This is a genomic window from Amycolatopsis cynarae, from assembly GCF_026802195.1.
In the GTDB taxonomy this organism is placed as follows: Bacteria; Actinomycetota; Actinomycetes; order Mycobacteriales; family Pseudonocardiaceae; genus Amycolatopsis_E; species Amycolatopsis_E rhizosphaerae.
On record NZ_CP113836.1, the window covers coordinates 3,634,355 to 3,654,559 of the forward strand.

Consider the following 20,205-nt stretch of genomic DNA (forward strand, 5'->3'; position numbering starts at 1 on the left):
CTTGACCAGAAACGCAGGCGACCGGGTCGCGCTGGCGGTGCTGACCGGCTCGCTCGGCCTCGACATCGGCGGTCTCAACGTGATGAACGCGGCGCTGCCCGCGATCGGAACGCGCTTTTCCCTCGACGGCACCGCACTGCAGTGGGTGATGACCTCCTACGCCCTCGGCTTCGCCGGATTCCTGCTCTTCGGCGGCCGGGCCGCCGACGTGTTCGGACGGAAACCGGTGTTCCTGGCCGGAATCGGCCTGTTCGCCGCCGCCGCGCTCGCCGGGGCGCTCGCCCCGGCGCAAGAGGTCCTCATCGCCGCACGGGCGCTGCAGGGGCTCGGTGCCGCCCTGTCGGGCCCCTCGGCGCTGGCGCTGATCGCCGAGGTGTTCCCGGCGGGACCGGCCAGGGCGCGCGCCTTCGGCGCCTACGCGGCGGTGGGCGCGGCGGCGGGCAGCGGCGGGTTCGTGCTCGGCGGTGTGCTGACCCAGGCGCTCGGCTGGCGCTCGGTCCTGCTGCTGCTGGCCGCCTCGGGCGCGGTCCTCGCCGCCCTCTCGCCCTCGGCGCTGCCGCCGGGCGTCCGTGTGCGGCAACCGCTCGATCTCCTCGGTGCCGCGGCGGTGACCGGCGCGCTGGTGCTCGCCGTGTTCGGGGTGACCCGCGCCGGGCAGGCCGGGTGGCACGACCCGGCTGCGATCGCGCCGTCGGCGGTGGCCCTGCCGCTGTTCGCGTTCTTCGTCCGGCGGGAACGCCGCGTGCGCCATCCCCTGCTGCCCCTGGCGCTGTTCCGGTCCGCTGCGGTGCGGGCCGGCGGGATCGCCGCCTTCCTCAACCACACCACCGCGGTCGGCCTGCAATTCTTCGCTCCGCTGTACTTCCAGTCGGTGCTGGGCTATTCCCCGGTGGCCTCCGGGTTCGCCGTGCTTCCCCTGTCGGCGACGATCTTCCTCGTCACCACGTTCCTCACCGGGCGCCTGCTCGCGCGGACCGGGCCGTGGCCGCTCCTGATCGCCGGGCTCGCCCTGCTCGGCGCGGGCATCGCACTGTGGGCCGCGACCGGCCCGCGGAGTGGGTACGCCACGGCGATGCTGCCGGGACTGGTGGTGATGGGGCTCGGTACGGGGCTCGTCTTTCCCGCCATGACCGCCGCCGCCCTCACCGGCGTCGAGCCCGCGCGGCACGGGATCGCCGGGGCCGTCAACGTGACCGCGCAGCAGATCGGCGCGAGCGTCGGTGTGGCCGTGCTGGTGGCGGTGAGCGCCACCAGCACGGCCGTCCTGCCCGGCTACCACCGGGCCTACCTCACCGCCGCGGGTGCCTGCCTGCTGGCGGCGGTGGGGCTGGGGCTGTCGCGGATCAGCGGCCGCTCAGCGGCCCGACCGGCAGCACCGTCTTCTTGAAGGTGCCGTTGAGCACCCCGGCGAAGGAGGCGTACCAGGCCAGCACCGCGGTGGCCAGGCCCAGCCAGCCACCGAGCTTGCCCACCCCGGCCGCACCGGAGAATTCGCCCGCCGTGAGGCACACGAACGTCAGCAGCAGCACGGAGAACACCGCGACCAGCGCCACCGAGGTGCGCAGCGAGGCGATCGTCATGTAGGCGGTGAACACGGTGAACACCAGCAGGAACATCCCGGTGGCGGTCGCCGCCTGCGCGGCCGGGATCTTCCCGGCGAACTGCCAGACGTAGAAGGCGAAGGCGAGCCAGAACGACCCGTAGGCGGTGAACGCGGTGGCCCCGAAGGTGTTGTTCTTGCGGAACTCCCACATCCCGGCGAGCAACTGCGCGAACCCGCCGAAGAACAGTGCCAGCGGCAGCACCACCGGCTCGATCGCCTTCGGCACCACCCCCGCATTGATCGAGCTCAGCACGAACGTGGTGGCCGCGAACCCGGCCAGGCCCAGCGGCCCCGGGTCCGCGATGTGCGCGCCAGGGTCGGCGACGGCCGCCGCCGGAACGCTCACGGTCTCCCGGATTTCTTCCACTGCGGTCATTATTTTCGCTCCCATACTTCGTTGTCGGGATGGACGGATTCGGTTTCGGTTGGGGGTCAGTCTTCGGTTTTGCCGGTTTTGAGGCCTTGGGAGATGAGGTCCATGACGGCGCTGTCGGCGAGGGTGGTGACGTCGCCGATCTGGCGGTTTTCGGCGACGTCGCGCAGGAGGCGGCGCATGATCTTGCCGGAGCGGGTTTTGGGGAGTTCGGGCACGATCATGATCTGGCGGGGTTTGGCGATGGGCCCGATTTCCTTGGCCACGTGGTTGCGCAGTTCCTGCACGGCCTGCTCACCGGTTTCGGCGGCGTTGCCGCGCAGGATGACGAACGCGACGATGCCCTGCCCGGTGGTGGGATCGGTCGCGCCGACCACGGCGGCCTCGGCCACGGTGGGGTGGGACACCAGCGCGGATTCCACCTCGGTGGTGGAGATGCGGTGCCCGGACACGTTCATCACGTCGTCCACCCGCCCCAAAAGCCAGATGTCGCCATCGGCGTCGTACTTGGCGCCGTCCCCGGCGAAGTAGTAGCCCTGCTCGGCGAAGCGGGACCAGTAGGTTTCGCGGTAGCGCTGTTCGTCGCCCCAGATACCGCGCAGCATGGCGGGCCAGGGCTTGTCCAGCACGAGGTAGCCCCCGCCACCGGGGCCGACCTCGGTACCGGTGTCGTCGACGACCTTGGCCGAGATCCCGGGCAGGGGTTTCTGCGCGGAACCGGGTTTGGTGGCGGTCACCCCGGGCAGCGGGGAAATCATGATCGCCCCGGTCTCGGTCTGCCACCAGGTGTCCACGATCGGGGTCTTCCCGGCCCCGATGTGCTCGCGGTACCACATCCACGCCTCCGGGTTGATCGGCTCACCCACCGACCCCAGCACCCGCAGACTCGACAGGTCGTACCCGGCGGGGATCTGCTCACCCCACTTCATGAACGTGCGGATCAGCGTCGGCGCCGTGTAGTAGATCGACACCTTGTAGTTCTGGATGATCTCCCAGTGCCGCCCCTCGTGCGGGGTGTTCGGCGTGCCCTCGTACACCACCTGCGTGGCCCGGTTGGCCAACGGCCCGTACACGATGTAGGAGTGCCCGGTCACCCACCCGATATCCGCGGTGCACCAGTACACGTCCTGCCCGGGCTTGTGGTCGAACACCACATGATGGGTGTAGGCCACCTGCGTCAGATACCCACCCGAGGTGTGCAGGATCCCCTTCGGCTTCCCCGTCGTCCCACTGGTGTAGAGGATGAACAACGGATGCTCGGCATCAAACGCCTCCGGCGTGTGCTGCACCGGCTGGCCCTCGACCAGCTCGTGCCACCACACATCCCGCGCCGGATCCATCGGCACCTCATCACCGGTACGCCGCACCACCACCACCGTGCGCACCGACTCCGCACCCGCCAGCGCCTCATCCACATTCGCCTTCATCGGCGCGGCCTTACCCCGCCGGAACTGCCCATCCGAGGTGATCACCACCCGCGCCTGGGCATCATCGACCCGCGACCGCAACGCCGCCGGGGAAAACCCACCGAACACCACACTGTGCAACGCCCCGATCCGCGCACACGCCAGCATCGCCACGATCGCTTCCGGGATCATCGGCAACTGGATCGCCACCCGATCCCCCGACCCCACCCCCAACGACACCAACGCGTTCGCCGCCCGGCACACCTCATCCTTCAACTGCCCATACGTGATATCCCGCGTATCACCCGGCTCCCCCACCCAGTGGATCGCCACCTGATCACCGTGCCCGGCCTCCACATGCCGATCCACACAGTTGTAAGCCACATTCAACTTCCCGCCCACGAACCACTTCGCAAACGGCGCACCCGACCAATCCACCACCCGCGAGAAATCCGTCTCCCACGACAACCGCCGCGCCTGCTCCCCCCAGAACGCATCCCGATCCGCCTCCGCCCGCGAATACCACCCCGCATCCGCATTCGCCCCCGCCGCGAACACCTCACTCGGCGGGAAGGACCGGTCTTCGGACAGCAGGTTCGACAGTCCGTTCGACTCCGGATTCGACTGTGCCTCGTTGCTCATGCCGCTCCTGTTCACTCGTCGCGGGTCGGGACGATAGGGGCCGGATGTGCCCCGGGTCACCGTCCGCACGACGGGTGGTAGCAATCCCGGGACGAGTGGTCGACGAACGTCGACCTACAATTCCGAACCATCCTTTCCGTCGACGGTGATGGGGTTGTGCATGCTGCAGGCCAGACCGGACCCGGCGGGTACGCTCGCGGCGGCCCGGCGGCTGGCTTCCGACGTCCGGCCCGGTATCGGCTCCCCCGCCGCCCGCCGGGCCCTGCGCCGGATCCGCCGCCTGCTCGGCGCCGACGCGGCCGGGTTCGCCGACCTCGGCGGTGCCGTGACGTGGTCCGGTTCCCCTGCCCCGGGCCCGGAGGCCGCCTCCCTCGTGCAGGACGTGTTGCGAACCGAGGCACCGCAGGGGAAACCTCCGCTGCTCGCACTGCCCCTGCCGGTCCGGGACGAGCTCGCCGGAGTGCTGCTGGTGGCCGGGCCGGTGCGAACGGCAGCGGCGCGGGAGGTCGCGGCCCTCGTGGCGGACGCGTTGGAACGCGGCAAGCTGGAGGCCTCGGCCGACCACGCGGCCCAGGCGGAACTGCGGGCGCTGTCGGCGGAAATGTCCCCGCACTTCGTCTACAACGCGCTCACCGTCATCGCCTCGCTGGTGACCTCCGAACCGGACCGCGCCCGGGAACTGATGCTGGACTTCGCCGACTACACCCGGCACAGCCTCGCCCGCCACAGCGAGTACACGATGCTGGCGGAGGAGTTCCACGCGATCGAGACCTATCTGGCCCTGCAGAAGGCGGTGCTCGGCCGCCGGCTGCAGGTGCAGGTGCGGGTCGCCCCCGAGGTGCTCGCGGTCGCGGTGCCGTACCTGGTGCTGGAACCGCTGGTGGAGAACGCGATCCGGCACGGCATCGAACCGCGGTCGGGTACCGGGACCGTGCTGGTGCGCGGGGAAGCCGAAGGAAACGACTGCGTGATCACGGTCGAGGACGACGGGGTGGGCATGGACCCGGAACACGCCGCCGCGATCCTCGCCGGGCGGGGCAGCCCCGGCAGCGTCGGACTGGCCAATGTGGACCGTCGGCTGCGAACCGTGTACGGACCGTGGTTCGGCCTCGTGGTGGAGACGGCCATGGGCGCGGGCACGAAGGTCGTCGTGCGGGTGCCCCGGTTCCAGCCGGGAGTGATGCCGTGAGCGGCCTGCGCGTACTCGCCGTGGACGACGTCCCGCCCGCCCTCGACGAGCTGACCCGGATGCTGTCCGCCGCGCCGGAGGTCGCCGAGGTGACCGCGGTCGGGGATCCGCTCGGCGCGGTCAGGAGCCTGCAGGCGGGCCGGTTCGACGCGGCCTTCCTGGACATCGCGATGCCGGGGCTGGACGGGCTGGAACTGGCCTCGCTGCTGTCCAAACTGGCCACTCCCCCGGTGATCGTGTTCGTCACCGCCTACGATCGGCACGCGGTCACCGCCTTCGGCCTCGGCGCCGTCGACTACGTGCTCAAACCGATCAGGGCGGAGCGGCTCGCCGCCGCGCTGACCAAGGTGAACCGGATGGTGCAGGCCCTGCGCGCGGAGACCTCGGGAGTCCTCCCCGCCGCACCCGCGCCCCCGGTGGACAGCCTGCCCGCACTGGCGGTGGACGGAGGCGGCCGCACGCGGTACGTCCGCCGCGACGACGTCCAGTTCGTCGAGGCGCGCGGCGACTACGTGCGGCTGCACACGCTCGGCGGGACCCACGAGGTGCGGATGCCGATGGCACGGCTGGAGCAGTACTGGGAGCCCAGCGGATTCGTCCGGGTCCACCGGGGATTCCTGGTCGCCCTGCACGCGGTGCGGGAACTGCGCAGCGACTCGGTGGGCGGGGTGCTCGCCCACACCGGCGCCGGGGACGTCCCGGTGAGCCGGCGGCACGCCCGCGAGCTGCGGGAACGACTGCTGCGCGCGGCGCAGCGCGGCGAGCTGGGCCGGTGAGCAGGCCCCGGAGGGTGGCCGTCACCAGCCCGCAGACGCGTCTGGCCCACCTGCACCGCCGCTCCGGGCGGCCCTGGCGGGCGCGGCGGCTCGACGCGGCGGAGACGAGCCGCGCCCTGGAGCTCTACCGGCGTCAGCGGGTTCTCGCCGCGGTCACGCTGGCGGCACTGACCGCGCTGCTGCTCGGGCTCCCGGTGGCCTTCACCCTGTGGCCCGGTCTCGACCGGATGCGCCTGCTGGGCCTGCCGGTGTCCTGGGTACTGCTCGGCGTCGCGCCGTTCCCGGCCATGGTTTCGCTGGGCTGGTGGCAGTTGCGCCGCGCGGAGCGGATCGAGGACCGGCGGTGATCGCCGCGCTCGCGGTCCTGCCGGTGGTGCTGGCGACCCTGCTCATCGGGGTGCGCGGGGTGGCGGCGCTGCGCACCACCTCGGACTTCCTGGTGGCCTCCCGCCGGATCTCCCCTGTGCTCAACTCCGCGGCCGTGTCCGGCGAATACCTTTCGGCCGCGTCGTTCCTCGGCGTGGCGGGGATGGTGGTCAAGGACGGCGTGGGCGCGCTCTGGTACACGGTCGGGTTCACCGCCGGGTACCTGGCGATGCTCGCCCTCGTCGCGGCCCCGATGCGCCGTTCCGGGGCGCTCACCGTGCCCGACTTCGCCGAGGCGCGGCTGGCTTCACCCGCGCTGCGGCGGCTCACCGCGATCACCGTGCTGGTGATCGGGGTGCTCTACCTCGTCCCGCAGTTCCGCACCGCGGGCCTGGTGCTCAGCATGGTCAGCGGCACCCCGTACTGGGTGGGGGTGGTGATCGCGGGCACCGCGGTCAGCGTGACCCTCGCGCTCGGCGGGATGCGGGCGGCGACCTACGTGCAGGCCTTCCAGTTCCTGCTGAAACTGGTGCTGCTCGTGGTGCCGGTGGTGTGGCTGGTGCTGCAGGTCGGCCCCGCGGTCCGGTACGAAGCGGTGCACCCCGTGGAGTTCTCCCACTTCCCGAAGGACACCGAGGTCACCTTCGAAGTGAACGTCACCCTCCGGCTGTCGGAGCCCACCCCGGTGCGGGACGGCGACGGCACCGTCCACGTCCTGCCGCCGGGCGAGCGGGAAATGGGTTCCGGGCAGCATGTGCTGTTCCTCGCGGGGGCACCGGTGCCGCAGGCGAACGGCGGCCGCCTGCCGGGCGCGCCCGGCTGGGAGCGGCCCCTGCTGGACGCGGGCGGCAGCGGCCATCCGCTGCTGGGCACACTGTCCGTGCTCGCCGCGACCGTGCTCGGCACGATGGGGCTGCCGCATGTGATCATGCGGTTCCACACCAGCCCGGACGGCCGGGCCGCGCGGCGCACCGCGGCGATCACCATCGGCCTGCTGAGCGTGTTCTACCTGGTACCGGGCGTCTACGGGCTGCTGGGCAAGGTGCTGGTGCCGCAGCTGTACCTGACCGGCGCCACCGACACCGCCGTGGTGGCGCTGCCGAGCCAAGTGGACTCCGGCTGGGTGGGTTCGGCGTTCACCGCGCTGCTCACCGCGGGCGCGTTCTCCGCCTTCCTGGCCACCTCGCTGGGCCTGCTGCTGGTGGTGTCCGGCGCGTTCGCGCACGACCTGGGCTCCGGCGGTCTGCGCACCCTGCGGACCAGCGTGCTGCTGGCCGCAGCCGGGGTGGTGCTGCTCGCGCTGCCCGCCGCCCGCCTGGACGCCGACGTGCTGGTGACCTCGGCCTTCACCGTGGCCGCGGCCACCTTCTGCCCGCTGCTGGTGCTGGGCATCTGGTGGCCGCGGCTGACCGCGCCCGGGGCGATCGCCGGGGTGCTGACCGGGCTGGTGGCCGTGTCCGGGTCGATCCTGCTGGCCCTGTCCGGTCCCGTTCCCGGCGGCTGGGCCGGGGTGCTGGTGGCGCGCCCGGCCCTGTGGGCGGTGCCGCTGGCGTTCGCGGTGATGGTGGCGGTATCCGCCTCGGGCCGTCCGCCGTCGTGGTCGCGGCTGGCGATGCTGCGCCTGCACCTCGACGACGACCCGGCCCCCGCCCCCGCGACCCGCGCAGTGCCGTGAGGGCCTGAGGGCGGCCGTGAAGGTCCCTTCACAGTCGATACGACTGTGAAGGGACCCTTCACGGCAGTCGAGCGAACCGGCTCACTGCGCGGGGAGCTGCTCGACCTTCTGCTGCAGTTTGTTCATGCCGCCGAGCCACCGGTCGGTGTCGGTGGCCCTGGTCGCGTAGAAACCGGCGACCTCGGGGTGCGGCAGGATCAGGAAGCGCCCGTCCTCGAACGCCTTCATCACCTCGTCGGCCACCTGCCCGGGTTCGATCGCCGACGGACCCATGATCAGCTGACCGCCGGGGCCGCTTTCGGCGAGCATGGCGGTCCGCACGCCCTGCGGGCAGACCGCCTGCACGGTGATCCCGCGGTGCCGGTAGGTGGCCGACAGCCATTCGGCGAACGCGAGCGCACCGTGTTTGGTCACCGCGTACGGCGCCGAGCCGAGGCTGGTGAGCAGGCCCGCCGCGGACACGGTGGCGAGGAAGTGCCCGCGCCCGGCCTCGAGCCAGTCCGGCAGCAGCAGCCGGGCCGCCCGCACGTGCGCCATGACGTTGATGTCCCACGCGCGCGCCCAGGTCTCCTCCGGGGCCTCCGGCCCGCCGGACGGCGCGATTCCGGCGTTGGCGCAGAACAGGTCGATCGCGCCGAGCTCGGCCTTCGCGGCCGCGATCAGCCGCTCGACGCCCTCCTCGGAGGCGGCATCCCCGGCGACGGGCACGCCGCCGACCTCGGCGGCCACCCTGGCCGCCGCGTCCCCGTCGAGGTCGGCGACGACCAGCCGGGCTCCCGCGGCGGCGAAGCGCCGCGCGAGCGCCCCGCCGATCCCGCCGCCACCGCCGGTGATCACGACCCCGGCACCGTCGAGGTTCACAGGCCACCGCCGAGGGTGACGCCGCCGTCGAGCACGATCGTCTGCCCGGTCACCCAGCCCGCGTCGTCGGACAGCAGGAAGGCGACCGCGCCGGCGATGTCCTCGGGCATCCCGAGCCGCTTGAGCGGGTAGGCCGCGGCGACCTGCTCCTCACGGCCTTCGTAGAGCGCGGTGGCGAACTTGGTCTTGACCACGGCGGGGGCGACCGCGTTGACCCGGATCTTCGGCCCGAGGTCGACGGCGAGCTCCTGGGTCAGGCGGATCAGGGCCGCCTTGCTCACGCCGTACATGCCGATGCCCGGCGAGGCCCGCAGCCCGGCGATCGAGGCGACGTTGACCACGGAACCGCCGTGTTCGCCCATCCAGGCGTCGCGCGCCCGCTTGGTCCACGCCAGCGGAGCCAGCACGTTCACGGCGAGGATCTTGGCGGCGGCCTCGGGGTCGATGTCGAGGGTGGGGCCGTAGACGGGGTTGATGCCGGTGTTGTTGACCAGCATGTCCAGGCGCCCGAACGCCTCGATGGTCTTGGCGACGGCCTCGTCCTGGTGGGCGGGGTCGTCGGCCTTGCCCGGCACGGCGATGGCCACACCGGGGCCGCCCAGCTCGTTCACGGCCTCGGCCAGGGGCTCCGGCTTGCGGGCGGTGATGCACACCTTCGCCCCGCGCTGCACCAGTTCGCGGGCGATGCCGAGACCGATGCCACGGCTGGCCCCGGTCACGATCGCCACGCGGTCTTTGAACGAGTTCACTCTGCTCTCTCCTGTCCGATCCGTTGGGTTACCCGGCTGCCGTCCCGGCAGTCGTGAAGACTCGGCCCGCGCCGGAGGACCACAGTGCTAAGCGCCCGCTTACACTGTGGGCAGCCGGACCGCCGTGTCAAGTCCGCCACGAAGCGGCCCGATCCTGGGAGGATCTCGCGATGACCACCTCGCTGTCCGCCGAACTCTGGCCGAACGTGCAGCCGGACGCGGCCCGCCGGCTGATGCTGGCCGCCGTCGAGTCCTTCGCCGACCGCGGCTACCACGCGACCACGACCCGCGACATCGCGGCCGCCGCGGGGATGAGTCCCGCGGCGCTGTACGTCCACTTCCCGTCCAAGGCGGCCCTGCTGTTCGCGATCAGTCACAGCGGGCACGAGCAGACGCTCAAACTCGTAGAGAGCGTCGCCACCGGAGGTGGCGGCGCCAAGGAGCGCATGCGCGGCATCGTCGAGGACTTCGTCGCCTGGCACGCGCGGCGGCACACCGTGGCCCGCGTGGTGCAGTACGAGCTGCAGGCGCTGCCGGAGAAGGAGTACGCCGAGGTCGCCGACCTGCGCCGCCGCATCGAGCACCTGGTGCGCGACGTGATCGCCGACGGCGTCGAGGAGGGCGTGTTCACCGTGACCGACCTGCGCACGGCGGCGCGCGCGGTGCTCTCGCTCGGGGTGGACGTGGCGCGCTGGTACAGCAGCCGCACCGGCAAGACGCCCAAGGTGCTGGGCCGCGAGTACGGCGACCTGGTGCTGCGCATGCTCGGCGCCACCGTCTGACGTTCCGCACAGCGTCCTTGCCACGACGGACACGCTACCCCACATACTAAGCGGTCGGTAACCTCCTCCCCCCGGAAAAGTGCCGCGATTGAGGACGGTTTCCGGCCGCAGGCGGCCCTACGGTCGGTTCATGAGCCTGATCGCACCCTTCCGCGTCGACATCCCGCAGTCCCAGCTGGACGATCTGCACGCCCGGCTGGACCTGACGCGCTGGCCCGACCAGCTGCCGGGGACCGGCTGGGACTACGGCGTCCCGCTGGGGTACCTGCGGGACCTGACCGAGTACTGGCAGCACTCCTACGACTGGCGCCGCCACGAACGGCGGTTGAACACGTTTCCGCAGTTCACCACCCGGATCGACGGGCAGGAGATCCACTTCCTGCACGTCCGTTCCGCCCGCGAGGACGCCCTGCCGCTGATCATCACGCACGGCTGGCCGGGCTCGGTGGCCGAGTTCCTCGAACTGATCGAGCCGCTGTCGCGGGACTTCCACCTGGTGCTCCCGTCGATCCCGGGCTACGGCTTTTCCGGGCCCACCACCGAGACCGGCTGGAACGTCGAGCGCATCGCCCGGGCCTGGGCCGAGCTGATGCGCCGGCTCGGCTACCGCCGCTACGGCGCCCAGGGCGGCGACTGGGGCTCGCTGATCTCCCTCGAACTCGGCCGCGCCGCACCCGAGGAGGTCGCCGGGGTGCACGTCAACATGCTGTCCACCGTCCCCAGCGGGGACCCGGCCGAGGTGGCGGACCTGAGCGAGCGGGACCGGCAGCGGCTGGGCGGCCGCGAACGGTACCTGCGTGAGCTGTCCGGGTACATGAAGATCCAGTCCACCCGCCCGCAGACCCTGGCCTACGCGCTGCACGACTCGCCGGTGGGACAGCTGGCGTGGATCGTGGACTGCTTCCAGCGCTGGACCGACACCCCGGAACTGCCCGAGGGCGCGGTGGACCGCGACCAGCTGCTGACCAACGTGATGATCTACTGGCTGACCGGCACCGCGGGCTCCTCCGCCCGCCTGTACAAGGAACCGACGATGGTGTGGGTCCGCCAGGAACCCCTGCCGGTGCCGCTGGGGGTGGCGGTGTTCCCCAAGGAGATCTCGCCGCCCATCCGGTCCCTCGCCGAGCGGCGCTTCCCGCTCGTGCACTGGACGGAGTTCGACCGCGGCGGCCACTTCGCGGCCATGGAGGAGCCCGACCTCCTAGCCGAAGACGTCCGCACGTTCTTCCACCACCTGCCCGCTTAGACCCGAGCGCTGTCCCACCCTGGGGCCGGGGCGGGATGCCCTGAAGGTCGCCTTCAGGGTCATAAACGCCCTCAAGGCCACCTTGAGGGCACACCCCCGGTCCCAGGAGTGCCGTTCCCCTCACGGAAAGTGCCCGCGGGAGGCGAGGTCAGCCGGCCTGCTGCCCGGCGGAGTCGAGATCGCGGGCCAGCAGTGCCGCGATCTCGGTCACCGCTTCCTCCGCGCCTTCGCCTTCCGCCGTCAGCAGCACCTCTTCGCCGCCGCGGACGCCGAGTGCCATCACCGCCAGAATGCTGGCGGCGTCCACCAGCCCCTCCTCGCTCCGGCCGATCTTCACCGGTACCGGCTGGCGCCCCGCGAGGTCCGCGAGCAGCTTCGCCGGCCGGGCGTGCAGCCCGACGGGCGAGCCGATCACCACTTTCCTACTGGACATCGAGAAATTCCCCTCTCGCGAAAACGCGCGGCTGGTGTCGTGATTTTGTGAAATGCGATTCCGGGCGGCCTTACGGAACGGCCGCGCGATTTCTAATCGGCCGGAAACTCCTCCGCGATCTTCCGCGCCGTCGGCGCGTCGGGCGCGGACAGCACTTCGCGGGCCAGGATCGCGCACTGCCCGGCCGTGTAGTCCTTCAGCGCGGCGCGCACCGCGGGGACGGCGGACACCGACATCGACAGGCTGCCGATCCCCAGGCCGGCGAACACCGGCGCCAGGCCGGGGTCGCTGGCCGCCTCGCCGCAGATGCCGGCGTTCTTGCCGGCGTCGCGCGCCGCCGCGGCGACGTTCGCCACGAGCGCCAGCAACGCCGGCTGCCAGGGATCCAGCAGCTCCCCCAGCTCGCCCAGCAGCCGGTCCGCGGCGTAGGTGTACTGCGAGAGGTCGTTGGTGCCGATGCTGACGAAGTCGGCCTCCGCCAGGATGTCCGCGGCCCGGATGGCCGCCGCGGGTACCTCGATCATCACGCCTGCCGAACCGATCCCGTACGACCGGGCGAGCTCGCAGAACGCCGCGGCCTCCGCCGGCGTCGCGATCATCGGGGCCATCACCCGCACGTCCGCGTCGTGGTCGGCGGCCGCCAGGCTGATGGCCTCCAGCTGCGCGGTGAGCAGCTCCGGATTGCGCACGCCGACGCGGTAGCCGCGGACGCCGAGCGCCGGGTTCGGCTCGTCGCCGGTGTTCGCGAACGGCACGAACTTGTCGGCACCGGCGTCCAGCGTGCGGATCACGACGGGACGGCCGGCGAAGCCGCGCAGCACGGCCCCGTAGGCGGCCCGCTGCTCCTTGATCGTCGGGGCTTCCGTCCGGTCCAGGAACAGGAACTCGGTGCGGAACAGCCCGACCCCTTCGGCGTCGGCCGCGGCGGCCGCGGCCGCCCCGCCCGCGCCGCCGACGTTGAGCAGCAGCTTGACCGGATGGCCGTCCGCGGTGGCGCCGGGGCCGCGGTGCCGGGCGAGTTTTTCGCTCAGCGCGGCGGAATCCGCCGCGATCCGGCGGACGTGGTCCTCGCTCGGGTCGACGATCACCGTGCCGCGGGTGCCGTCGAGGGCGACCGTCTGCCCGTCCGCCAGGCCCGCGGCACCAGCGCAGCCGACCACGGCGGGGATGCCCAGCGCCCGGGCGACGATCGCCGTGTGACTGGTCGGCCCGCCCTTCTCCGTGACGATGCCGACCACCTTCGCCGGGTCGAGCAGCACCGTGTCGGCCGGGGCGATGTCCTGGCCGACCAGCACGAACGCCCCGTCCACCGCGGGGATGCCCGGCGGGGCGAGGCCCAGTGCGGCGGCGATCGCCCGGTCCCGGATGTCGATCAGGTCGGCCGCCCGGTCCCCGAGGTAGCCGCCGAGGCTCTCCAGTGCCGCGATGTGCCTGCCGAACGCGTCGTGGATCGCCCACGCCGCCGGCCTGCCGTTGTGCACCGCCGCCCGGATCCCCGTCCGCAGGGAAGGATCCCGTGCCATGGCGATCTGGGTGTCCATGATGGACTTCGACTCGCCGGTCACCGAAGCGGCGCGCTGTTCCAGGTCCGCCACCGCCGTGTCGAGCGCTTCGGACGCGGCCGCCAGCTCCTCTTCCGGTGCCGCCGGGACGTCCCAGGCCTCCGGCAGCACGGGAGGAGGGGTCAGCCGCACCACCGGCCCGGCGGCCGTGCCGGGGCTCGCCGGGTTTCCGCGCAGTTCGTCAGCCACCTCTGGTCACCTCCTCGTCCGGGTCCCTCGCTCAGGCGGCGCCGGTCGCACCCGGCTCGATGGTCACCTTGATCGCTTCGCCACTGCTGACGATGTCGATCGCGCGCAGCACCTCCGGCAGCGGCAGGTGGTGGGTGATCAGGTCCTCGACCCGGACCTTGCCCGTCGAGATCAGCTCGAGCGCCTGGCGGTTGTGCTCCGGACTGGACCCGTTCGCGCCGTAGATGGTCAGCTCACGGTAGTGCACCAGGTTGGAATCGCACGCGATGATCGGGTTGTCCTTCGGCAGGCCGCCGAAGAAGCTGATCCGGCCGCGGCGCGCGGTCATCTTCAGCGCGTCCTCCTGCGCCTTGCCCGCCGCCGCGGCCGTGATGACCACGTCGGCGCCGTCGCCACCGGTGAGCTCGAGGATCGCGGCCACCGGGTCGACCTCGGCGCCGCAGATCGCGGCGTCCGGCTTGACCAGGCCGGCCGCCATGTCGAGGCGGCGCCGGTTCAGCTCGACCAGGTAGACCGCGGAGGCACCCCTGGCCCGCGCCAGCCGCACGTGCAGGCAGCCGATCGGGCCCGCCCCGACGACCACGACGACGTCGCCGTCGCCGACCTGGGCGAAGGTCTGTCCATTGAGGACGCACGCGAGCGGCTCGGCGACCGAGGCCTCCGCGTAGCTGACCCCGTCCGGGATCCGGTTGACCCCGTCGACGCGCAGCACCCGGTGCGGGACGATCATGTACTCCGCGAACCCGCCGTCGAAGTGGTAGCCCATCGAAAGCTGGTTGGGGCAGATCGTCGGGAAGCCGCGGCGGCACTGGCGGCACTCGCCGCACGGGATCGCGGCGATGACCTGGACCCGGTCGCCCGGCACCCATCCGGAGACGTCCGAACCCGCTTCGACGACCTCACCGGCGATCTCGTGGCCGATCACGCGCGGCGGGTCGATGTGGTGGTGCCCGTGCCGGAAGATCTTCAGGTCCGTGCCGCACGTCGACGTGTTGTGCACCCGGATCTTGATCTCGTCCGGGCCCGGCGCCGGTTCGTCGGCGTCTTCGACCCGCAGGTCGCCCGGCGCGTAGAAACGTGCCACCTTCATGAGGGGAACTCCTCGTCCATTTCGTTCAACACTCGCAGGATCGTGTCGGCGTCCGGTGCTTCACGCAGCTGCCGGGCCCGCTCGCCGTCCATCAGGATCCGGGCCAGCGACGAGAGGATCCCGACCTGCTCCGATCCCTTGGCCGCGATGCCGACACAGAGCCGGACATCGTTGCCGTCCCAGTCGACCCCGTCCGGGAACTGGAGGACCGCCAGTGCGGTCCGCTTCACGAACCGGCGGGACTCGTCGGTACCGTGCGGAATCGCGACCCCTTCGCCGACGTAGGTCGAGACGGAGCGCTCACGTTCGTGCATCGCGTCCAGGTACTCCGGCTCCACCGCCCCCAGCGCGAGGAGTTTGCGGCCGACCTGGGTGATCGCGTCCTCCCGGTCGGGGGCGGTACAGCCGATGAGCACCGATCCGGCGCTGAGGATGGCGGCGTCAGTCGGCAAGGGAACCGCCGTCCCGGATCGCCTGCTCGACCCGGTCGAACACCGGGTCGCCGAGGAAACTCTGGAAGCCCAGGATCACGGCCGAGGAGTTGGCCTTGCGGGCCCGGCTCACCAGTGTGCTCTGGCACAGCACGACCTGGGCGTCGGCCGGAATCTCGTTGACCGGCGTGTGCTCCACCTTGACGGAGTAGGGCTTCAGCCGCTTGGCCAGCTGGGACGCCACCATCACGCTGCTGCCCATGCCGGCGTCGCAGGCGATGATGACCTTCCTGACTTCGGTGCCTTCGATGCTGCTCATTCCCGTGTTCCCTTCCTTCGATCGGCGATGATCGTCATGCCACCGGGCCACCGGCCGCGACGGCCGCGGCGCGTTCTTCCCGCCGGGCGTCCCGGCCGAACTTGAGCAGTGCCGCCGCGACGATGAACGCGACCGCGGCCGCTACGACGACACCGGCGACGACGCCGAAATAGCCGCCCTTCGGCGTCACCGCGAGGACCGCGATGATGCTGCCCGGCGAGGGCGTCGCCGTCAGTCCCGCGCCGGTCAGGCTGAACACGGCGACACCGGAGGCGCCACCGGCGATCGCGGCGAGGATCAGGCGCGGGGTCGCCAGGATGTACGGGAAGTAGATCTCGTGGATGCCGCCGAGGAACTGGATGACGATGGCGCCCGGCGCGGTGGCGCGCGCGGTGCGGGCGCCGAAGAACGTCAGAGCCAGCAGGATGCCGAGGCCGGGCCCCGGGTTCGGCTCGATGAGGAACTCGATCGCCTTGCCGTCGTGGAGGGCGGCGGCCACCCCCAGCGGGCTGAGCACGCCGTGGTTGATCGCGTTGTTGAGGAAAAGCACCTTGGCCGGCTCGACCAGGATCGAGACCAGCGGCAGCAGGTGGGCGTCGATCAGGGCCTGCACACCGCTGCCGAGCGCCTTGGTGATGCCCTGCACCACCGGGCCGATGCCCAGGTTGCCCAGCACGGCCATGAGGCCGCCGATGATGCCGGCGCTGAAGTTGTCGACGAGCATCTTGAAGCCCGGCGCGGTCCGGCTGCCGACCTTCTCGTCCCACAGTTTGATCAGGAAGCCGCCCAGCGGACCGACGATCATCGCGCCGAGGAACATCGGGATCGACGCACCGACGGCGATGCCGACCGTGGCCACCGCGCCCACGACCGCACCGCGCTGGCCGTGGACCATCCGGCCACCGGTGTAGCCGATCAGGACCGGCAGCAGGAAGTTGATGATCGGGTCGACCAGCACGGCCACGTGCGCGTTGGGCGTCCAGCCGCTGGGGATGAACAGCGCGGTGATCAGGCCCCAGGCGATGAACGCACCGATGTTCGGCATGACCATACCGGCGAGCTGGCCGCCGAACCGCTGGATCGCGACCCGCGCGCGTTCCGCCCTCGAGGGCGTGGCTTCCTCTTCGCGCTCCGTAGTGGTAGTCATCGTTGGCTTCCTTTTCTGGAGGGGGTGGTGAGGGGATCGCCATCAGCCGATGGCGGTGAGCGGGCCGATGCGGCTCGCCTTGCGCCGCAACGCTATTCGCGGACCTTCTCAGTCCACTTCGGACGCGGGTCCACCCGGACCCGCCGGGCCCCCACGTCTTCGGGACCCGGCATCGTGCTCCCGGGGAGCGACACCGCGGCCGCACCCCAGGCGACGGCGGTGGCCAGCGCCTGCGGACCACTCCCCCCTGCCGCCAGGAAACCGGCGAGCATCGCGTCGCCGGCGCCGACCGAACTGCGCGGCTCGGCCGAGGCGGTGGCGTGCCAGACACCCGCATCCTCCACCAGTACGGCCCCCTTGCCGCCCAGACTGGCGAGAACGGTTCCCGCGCCGAGCGCGCGGACTTCCTGTGCGGCGTCGACGACGTCCCGGACGGTGTCGAGCGGACGGCCGACCGCTTCCTCGAGTTCGTCGAGGTTCGGCTTGACCAGCGCGGGCCCGGCCTTCACCGAGGTCCGGAAGGCCGGGCCGCTGGTGTCGACGGCGACCTTGACGCCGGTCGGGGCCAGCCGCGCGATCAGCTCCGCGTAGAAGTCCTCGCCGGCGCCCGGCGGCAGACTTCCCGCCGCCACCACCCATTCCGCGTCGTCCACATGGGACAACAGGGCGTCGCAGAGTGCCTCCAGCTCCCGGCCGGACAGGTGCGGGCCGCTCTCGTTCACCTTCGTCACGGTCGCGTCCGGTTCGACGAGGCTGACGTTGCTGCGCACCGGCTCCGCGGTCCGGACCCGGACCACGTCGATGTTGTAGTCCCGCAGCAGGGTGATCAGCTGGTCGCCCTCGGGTCCTCCGGCGGGGACCACGGCGCGGGCCTTGAACCCGTTGCGCACCAGTGCGCGCGCGACGTTGATGCCCTTGCCGCCCGGCTGGACGCGCGCGCCCGTGGCCCGGTGAAGGCCGCCCCGGATGATCCGGTCGACCTCGACCGTCCGGTCGACGCTCGGGTTCGCCGTCAGGGTCACGAACACGTTCCGCACACCTCCGCCGAGGACCACTTTGGTTTGAGTGATATTGCCTGCGTTCGCCTGCGTTTACAAGTCTCACTTTGGTCACGTGAGCACCCTCCGCCCCCATCAAGCCCCAGGTTTGCCGCCGTAGCAGGCAGAACTACTGGCACCCCCGAAGCCGAAGAACCAACACAAAGCCATATCGCAGAACACGTACCAGGCGCGGCGGTCGAGACCGGACGACCACCCTGCGTTGCCTTCCGCAGGTGATCCCACATAAACTGACATCACCAGCAACACAGAACGACATGGGCGGGGTTCGCGATGTACGCGGAAGAGCGTCAGCAGCTGATCCTCGAGCGGGCCCGCTCGCGCGGCCGGGTGGACGTGGCCGAACTCGCGGGCGAGTTCGCGGTGACCACCGAAACCATCCGCCGCGACCTCACCACCCTGGAGCGCCACGGATCGCTCCGCCGCGTGCACGGCGGGGCGATCCCCATCGAACGGCTGGGTTTCGAACCGGCGTTCACCACCCGCGAAAGCGTCATGACGGCGGAGAAGAAGCGCATCGGCAAGGCCGCGCTCGCCGAACTGCCGTCGGAAGGCGCGATCCTGCTCGACGCCGGGACGACCACCGCGCACCTGGCCGAGGCCCTGCCGATCGACTGCGACCTCACGGTCGTCACGAACTCGGTGAACATCGCCCTGACCCTGTCCAAGCGCCCCAGCCTCACGGTGATGCTGGTCGGCGGCAGGCTGCGGGCCCGCACGCTCGCGTCGGTCGACTCCTGGGCCCTGCACGCGCTGAGCGAGACCTTCGTCGAGGTGGCCTTCATGGCGACCAACGGCCTCTCCGTCGAGCGCGGTCTCACCACCCCGGACCCGGCGGAGGCGATGGTCAAGCGCGCCTCGATCGCCGGTGCCCGCCGCGTGGTCCTGCTCGCCGACCACACCAAGGTGGGCAACGACCATTTCGCCCGGTTCGCCGAACTGTCCGTTGTGGACACCTTCATCACCGACAGCGGGATCGACCCGGCGGTGGCCGCCGAGATCGAACGGGAAGGCGTCACCGTCCTGACCGCGTGACCTCGGGCGTTATGCCGTGAAGGCCCTTCACAGTCGTATCGACTGTGAAGGGACCCTTCACGGCTCCGGGAGCACGGCCCGGTGGGGTCAGGCCGTGTGCTGGTAGGCGGGGTAGGTGAGATAGCCCGCGTCGCCGCCCTGGTAGTAGGTGGTCTCGTCGACGGGGGCGAGCGGGTGCCCGGCCCGCAGGCGCTCGACGAGATCGGGGTTGGCGATGAAGGCGCGCCCGAAGCTGATGAGGTCCGCTCCGAGCCCCAGCCAGTGGTCGGCCCCGGCCCGGTCGGCCTGCTTCGGCCCCATCGGCAGCACCGGGTTCATGATCAGCGTGCCCGGCCACGCCCGGCGCAGGCCGAGCAGCACGTCCTCGTCGGCGGTGGCTTCGAGGTGCACGTAGGCGAGGTCCAGACGGGCCAGTTCGCCCAGCAGCGCGGCGTACAGCTCGGGGACGTCGTTTTCCTCGACGCCCCAGAACGTCCCGCCCGGGGAGAGGCGGATACCGGTCCTGGCCCCGCCGACCGCGCCGGCGGTCGCGGCAACCGCCTCGACGGCGAACCGGATGCGGTTGGCCACCGAACCCCCGTAGCGGTCCGTGCGCAGGTTGGCGTTCGAGGACAGGAACTGCGAGATCAGGTAGCCGTTGGCGCCGTGCAGTTCCACGCCGTCGAAACCGGCGTCGATGGCGCGCCGGGCGGCCTCGGCGTAGGACTGGACATGCTCGGGCACCTCGGCGGTGTCCAGGGCACGCGGGACCGGCGCGGGCTGCGGTCCGGCCGGGGTGAACACGTCGCCGGCGGCCGCGACGGCCGATGGCCCCACCGGCTGCAGGCCGGTGGTGGCGGGATGCGAGACCCGCCCGCCGTGCATGATCTGGGCGAAGATCCGCCCGCCGTTGACGTGCACGGCGTCGGTCACCGGACGCCACGAGGCGACCTGCTCGTCGGTGTGCAGGCCCGGCGTCCCCGGGTTCGACTGCCCGATCAGGCTCGGCTGCACGCCCTCCGACACGATCAGCCCGGCGGTCGCCCGCTGGGCGTAGTAGGCCGCCATCGAGGGCGTCGCCAGACCGCCGGCGGCCGCCCGGACCCGCGTCATCGGGGCCATCACCACGCGGTTGGGCAGCGCGAGGCCGCCGAGCCGGTATCCGGCGAAAAGGCTTGTCACGTCAAAACTCCTTCGCAATCCGCCCACCAGGTTCCTGGGCACGCTGCTACGCTAAAACCTGACATTGACGTCAGAGGCAAGGTTTGATGGCGCGGGTCACAGCCGGAGGACG

20 protein-coding genes are annotated in these 20,205 nt (G+C 71.5%); 8 read left to right on the top strand and 12 right to left on the bottom strand.

All coding sequences use genetic code 11. From position 1 onward, the window contains the following. The first annotated feature begins 1 nt into the window (after nucleotide 1). Nucleotides 2-1,387 (top strand): MFS transporter, encoded by a 1,386-nt coding sequence (locus ORV05_RS17495; protein ID WP_268759573.1) that lies wholly within the window; start codon nucleotides 2-4, stop codon nucleotides 1,385-1,387. Here the strand turns inward: ORV05_RS17495 and ORV05_RS17500 are convergent. Both ORV05_RS17500 and acs read right to left on the bottom strand, forming a co-directional pair. Further along, the gene (locus ORV05_RS17500; protein ID WP_268759574.1) at nucleotides 1,344-1,979 is read right to left on the bottom strand and encodes an acetate uptake transporter; all 636 of its coding nucleotides are present in this window, start codon (nucleotides 1,977-1,979) and stop codon (nucleotides 1,344-1,346) included. The genes ORV05_RS17495 and ORV05_RS17500 overlap by 44 nt on opposite strands. A gap of 56 nt (nucleotides 1,980-2,035) precedes the next feature. Continuing rightward, entirely contained in the window at nucleotides 2,036-4,024 is a 1,989-nt protein-coding gene (gene acs, locus ORV05_RS17505; RefSeq protein ID WP_268759575.1) for an acetate--CoA ligase, read from the bottom strand. 160 nt (nucleotides 4,025-4,184) lie between these two features. On the opposite strand from acs, the gene ORV05_RS17510 reads away from it, so the two are divergent. The 4 genes from ORV05_RS17510 to ORV05_RS17525 are packed head-to-tail and all read left to right on the top strand — an operon-like array spanning nucleotide 4,185 to nucleotide 8,030. Beyond that, the gene (locus tag ORV05_RS17510) at nucleotides 4,185-5,213 is read left to right on the top strand and encodes a sensor histidine kinase (RefSeq protein WP_268759576.1); all 1,029 of its coding nucleotides are present in this window, start codon (nucleotides 4,185-4,187) and stop codon (nucleotides 5,211-5,213) included. Beyond that, on the top strand, nucleotides 5,210-5,989 hold the full coding sequence (locus ORV05_RS17515; protein WP_268759577.1) for a LytR/AlgR family response regulator transcription factor: 780 nt from the start codon (nucleotides 5,210-5,212) through the stop codon (nucleotides 5,987-5,989). Before ORV05_RS17510 ends, ORV05_RS17515 begins: the two co-directional genes overlap by 4 nt. Further along, nucleotides 5,986-6,336 carry a hypothetical protein gene (locus ORV05_RS17520; RefSeq protein ID WP_268759578.1) on the top strand — a complete coding sequence of 117 codons (351 nt, stop codon included), beginning with the start codon at nucleotides 5,986-5,988 and terminating at the stop codon, nucleotides 6,334-6,336. Before ORV05_RS17515 ends, ORV05_RS17520 begins: the two co-directional genes overlap by 4 nt. Further along, a complete protein-coding gene (locus tag ORV05_RS17525) occupies nucleotides 6,333-8,030 on the top strand; it encodes a sodium/solute symporter (RefSeq protein ID WP_268759579.1) in 1,698 nt (565 codons plus the stop codon). The genes ORV05_RS17520 and ORV05_RS17525 overlap by 4 nt, the downstream gene beginning before the upstream one ends. Nucleotides 8,031-8,111: 81 nt before the next feature. Here ORV05_RS17525 and ORV05_RS17530 read toward each other — a convergent pair whose 3' ends face one another. Together ORV05_RS17530 and ORV05_RS17535 are read right to left on the bottom strand one after the other, a co-directional pair. Next, nucleotides 8,112-8,891: an SDR family oxidoreductase gene (locus ORV05_RS17530; protein WP_268759580.1), complete on the bottom strand. Its 780-nt coding sequence runs from the start codon at nucleotides 8,889-8,891 to the stop codon at nucleotides 8,112-8,114. Continuing rightward, nucleotides 8,888-9,640, bottom strand: a complete 753-nt coding sequence (locus ORV05_RS17535; protein WP_144590430.1) for an SDR family oxidoreductase — start codon at nucleotides 9,638-9,640, stop codon at nucleotides 8,888-8,890. The genes ORV05_RS17530 and ORV05_RS17535 overlap by 4 nt, the downstream gene beginning before the upstream one ends. Nucleotides 9,641-9,810: 170 nt before the next feature. On the opposite strand from ORV05_RS17535, the gene ORV05_RS17540 reads away from it, so the two are divergent. Together ORV05_RS17540 and ORV05_RS17545 are read left to right on the top strand one after the other, a co-directional pair. Beyond that, nucleotides 9,811-10,422, top strand: coding sequence for a TetR/AcrR family transcriptional regulator (locus ORV05_RS17540; protein WP_268759581.1), 612 nt, complete (start codon nucleotides 9,811-9,813; stop codon nucleotides 10,420-10,422). 130 nt (nucleotides 10,423-10,552) lie between these two features. Beyond that, entirely contained in the window at nucleotides 10,553-11,668 is a 1,116-nt protein-coding gene (locus ORV05_RS17545; protein ID WP_268759582.1) for an epoxide hydrolase family protein, read from the top strand. Nucleotides 11,669-11,816: 148 nt separating this feature from the next. On the opposite strand, the gene ORV05_RS17550 is transcribed toward ORV05_RS17545, so the two are convergent. The 7 genes from ORV05_RS17550 to pfkB all read right to left on the bottom strand — a co-directional run bounded on the left by ORV05_RS17550 (nucleotide 11,817) and on the right by pfkB (nucleotide 17,867). Beyond that, nucleotides 11,817-12,101, bottom strand: coding sequence for an HPr family phosphocarrier protein (locus ORV05_RS17550; RefSeq protein ID WP_268759583.1), 285 nt, complete (start codon nucleotides 12,099-12,101; stop codon nucleotides 11,817-11,819). A 92-nt stretch (nucleotides 12,102-12,193) separates the two neighbouring features. Beyond that, nucleotides 12,194-13,852, bottom strand: coding sequence for a phosphoenolpyruvate--protein phosphotransferase (ptsP, locus tag ORV05_RS17555; protein ID WP_268759584.1), 1,659 nt, complete (start codon nucleotides 13,850-13,852; stop codon nucleotides 12,194-12,196). 31 nt (nucleotides 13,853-13,883) lie between these two features. After that, nucleotides 13,884-14,942: a zinc-dependent dehydrogenase gene (locus ORV05_RS17560; protein WP_268759585.1), complete on the bottom strand. Its 1,059-nt coding sequence runs from the start codon at nucleotides 14,940-14,942 to the stop codon at nucleotides 13,884-13,886. Further along, entirely contained in the window at nucleotides 14,939-15,394 is a 456-nt protein-coding gene (locus ORV05_RS17565; protein ID WP_268759586.1) for a PTS sugar transporter subunit IIA, read from the bottom strand. The genes ORV05_RS17560 and ORV05_RS17565 overlap by 4 nt, the downstream gene beginning before the upstream one ends. Beyond that, nucleotides 15,384-15,692 (bottom strand): PTS lactose transporter subunit IIB, encoded by a 309-nt coding sequence (locus ORV05_RS17570; protein WP_268759587.1) that lies wholly within the window; start codon nucleotides 15,690-15,692, stop codon nucleotides 15,384-15,386. The genes ORV05_RS17565 and ORV05_RS17570 overlap by 11 nt, the downstream gene beginning before the upstream one ends. A gap of 34 nt (nucleotides 15,693-15,726) precedes the next feature. After that, on the bottom strand, nucleotides 15,727-16,839 hold the full coding sequence (mtlA, locus tag ORV05_RS17575) for a mannitol-specific PTS transporter subunit IIC (protein ID WP_268759588.1): 1,113 nt from the start codon (nucleotides 16,837-16,839) through the stop codon (nucleotides 15,727-15,729). Nucleotides 16,840-16,931: 92 nt separating this feature from the next. Continuing rightward, nucleotides 16,932-17,867 carry a 1-phosphofructokinase gene (pfkB, locus tag ORV05_RS17580; RefSeq protein WP_268759589.1) on the bottom strand — a complete coding sequence of 312 codons (936 nt, stop codon included), beginning with the start codon at nucleotides 17,865-17,867 and terminating at the stop codon, nucleotides 16,932-16,934. A gap of 303 nt (nucleotides 17,868-18,170) precedes the next feature. Here pfkB and ORV05_RS17585 point away from each other — a divergent pair, with 303 nt between their 5' ends. Beyond that, nucleotides 18,171-18,932, top strand: a complete 762-nt coding sequence (locus ORV05_RS17585; RefSeq protein ID WP_268759590.1) for a DeoR/GlpR family DNA-binding transcription regulator — start codon at nucleotides 18,171-18,173, stop codon at nucleotides 18,930-18,932. Nucleotides 18,933-19,019: 87 nt separating this feature from the next. On the opposite strand, the gene ORV05_RS17590 is transcribed toward ORV05_RS17585, so the two are convergent. After that, nucleotides 19,020-20,093 (bottom strand): alkene reductase, encoded by a 1,074-nt coding sequence (locus ORV05_RS17590; protein ID WP_268759591.1) that lies wholly within the window; start codon nucleotides 20,091-20,093, stop codon nucleotides 19,020-19,022. Nucleotides 20,094-20,205 lie beyond the last annotated feature (112 nt).

Bases quoted from the DNA above. Each gene is read 5' to 3' on its own strand.
- ORV05_RS17500 (WP_268759574.1), bottom strand. From the start codon at position 1,979: ATGACCGCAGTGGAAGAAATCCGGGAGACCGTGAGCGTTCCGGCGGCG.
- acs (WP_268759575.1), bottom strand. From the start codon at position 4,024: ATGAGCAACGAGGCACAGTCGAATCCGGAGTCGAACGGACTGTCGAAC.
- ORV05_RS17510 (WP_268759576.1), top strand. From the start codon at position 4,185: ATGCTGCAGGCCAGACCGGACCCGGCGGGTACGCTCGCGGCGGCCCGG.
- ORV05_RS17540 (WP_268759581.1), top strand. From the start codon at position 9,811: ATGACCACCTCGCTGTCCGCCGAACTCTGGCCGAACGTGCAGCCGGAC.
- ORV05_RS17545 (WP_268759582.1), top strand. From the start codon at position 10,553: ATGAGCCTGATCGCACCCTTCCGCGTCGACATCCCGCAGTCCCAGCTG.
- ORV05_RS17550 (WP_268759583.1), bottom strand. From the start codon at position 12,101: ATGTCCAGTAGGAAAGTGGTGATCGGCTCGCCCGTCGGGCTGCACGCC.
- ORV05_RS17560 (WP_268759585.1), bottom strand. From the start codon at position 14,942: ATGAAGGTGGCACGTTTCTACGCGCCGGGCGACCTGCGGGTCGAAGAC.
- ORV05_RS17570 (WP_268759587.1), bottom strand. From the start codon at position 15,692: ATGAGCAGCATCGAAGGCACCGAAGTCAGGAAGGTCATCATCGCCTGC.
- mtlA (WP_268759588.1), bottom strand. From the start codon at position 16,839: ATGACTACCACTACGGAGCGCGAAGAGGAAGCCACGCCCTCGAGGGCG.
- ORV05_RS17585 (WP_268759590.1), top strand. From the start codon at position 18,171: ATGTACGCGGAAGAGCGTCAGCAGCTGATCCTCGAGCGGGCCCGCTCG.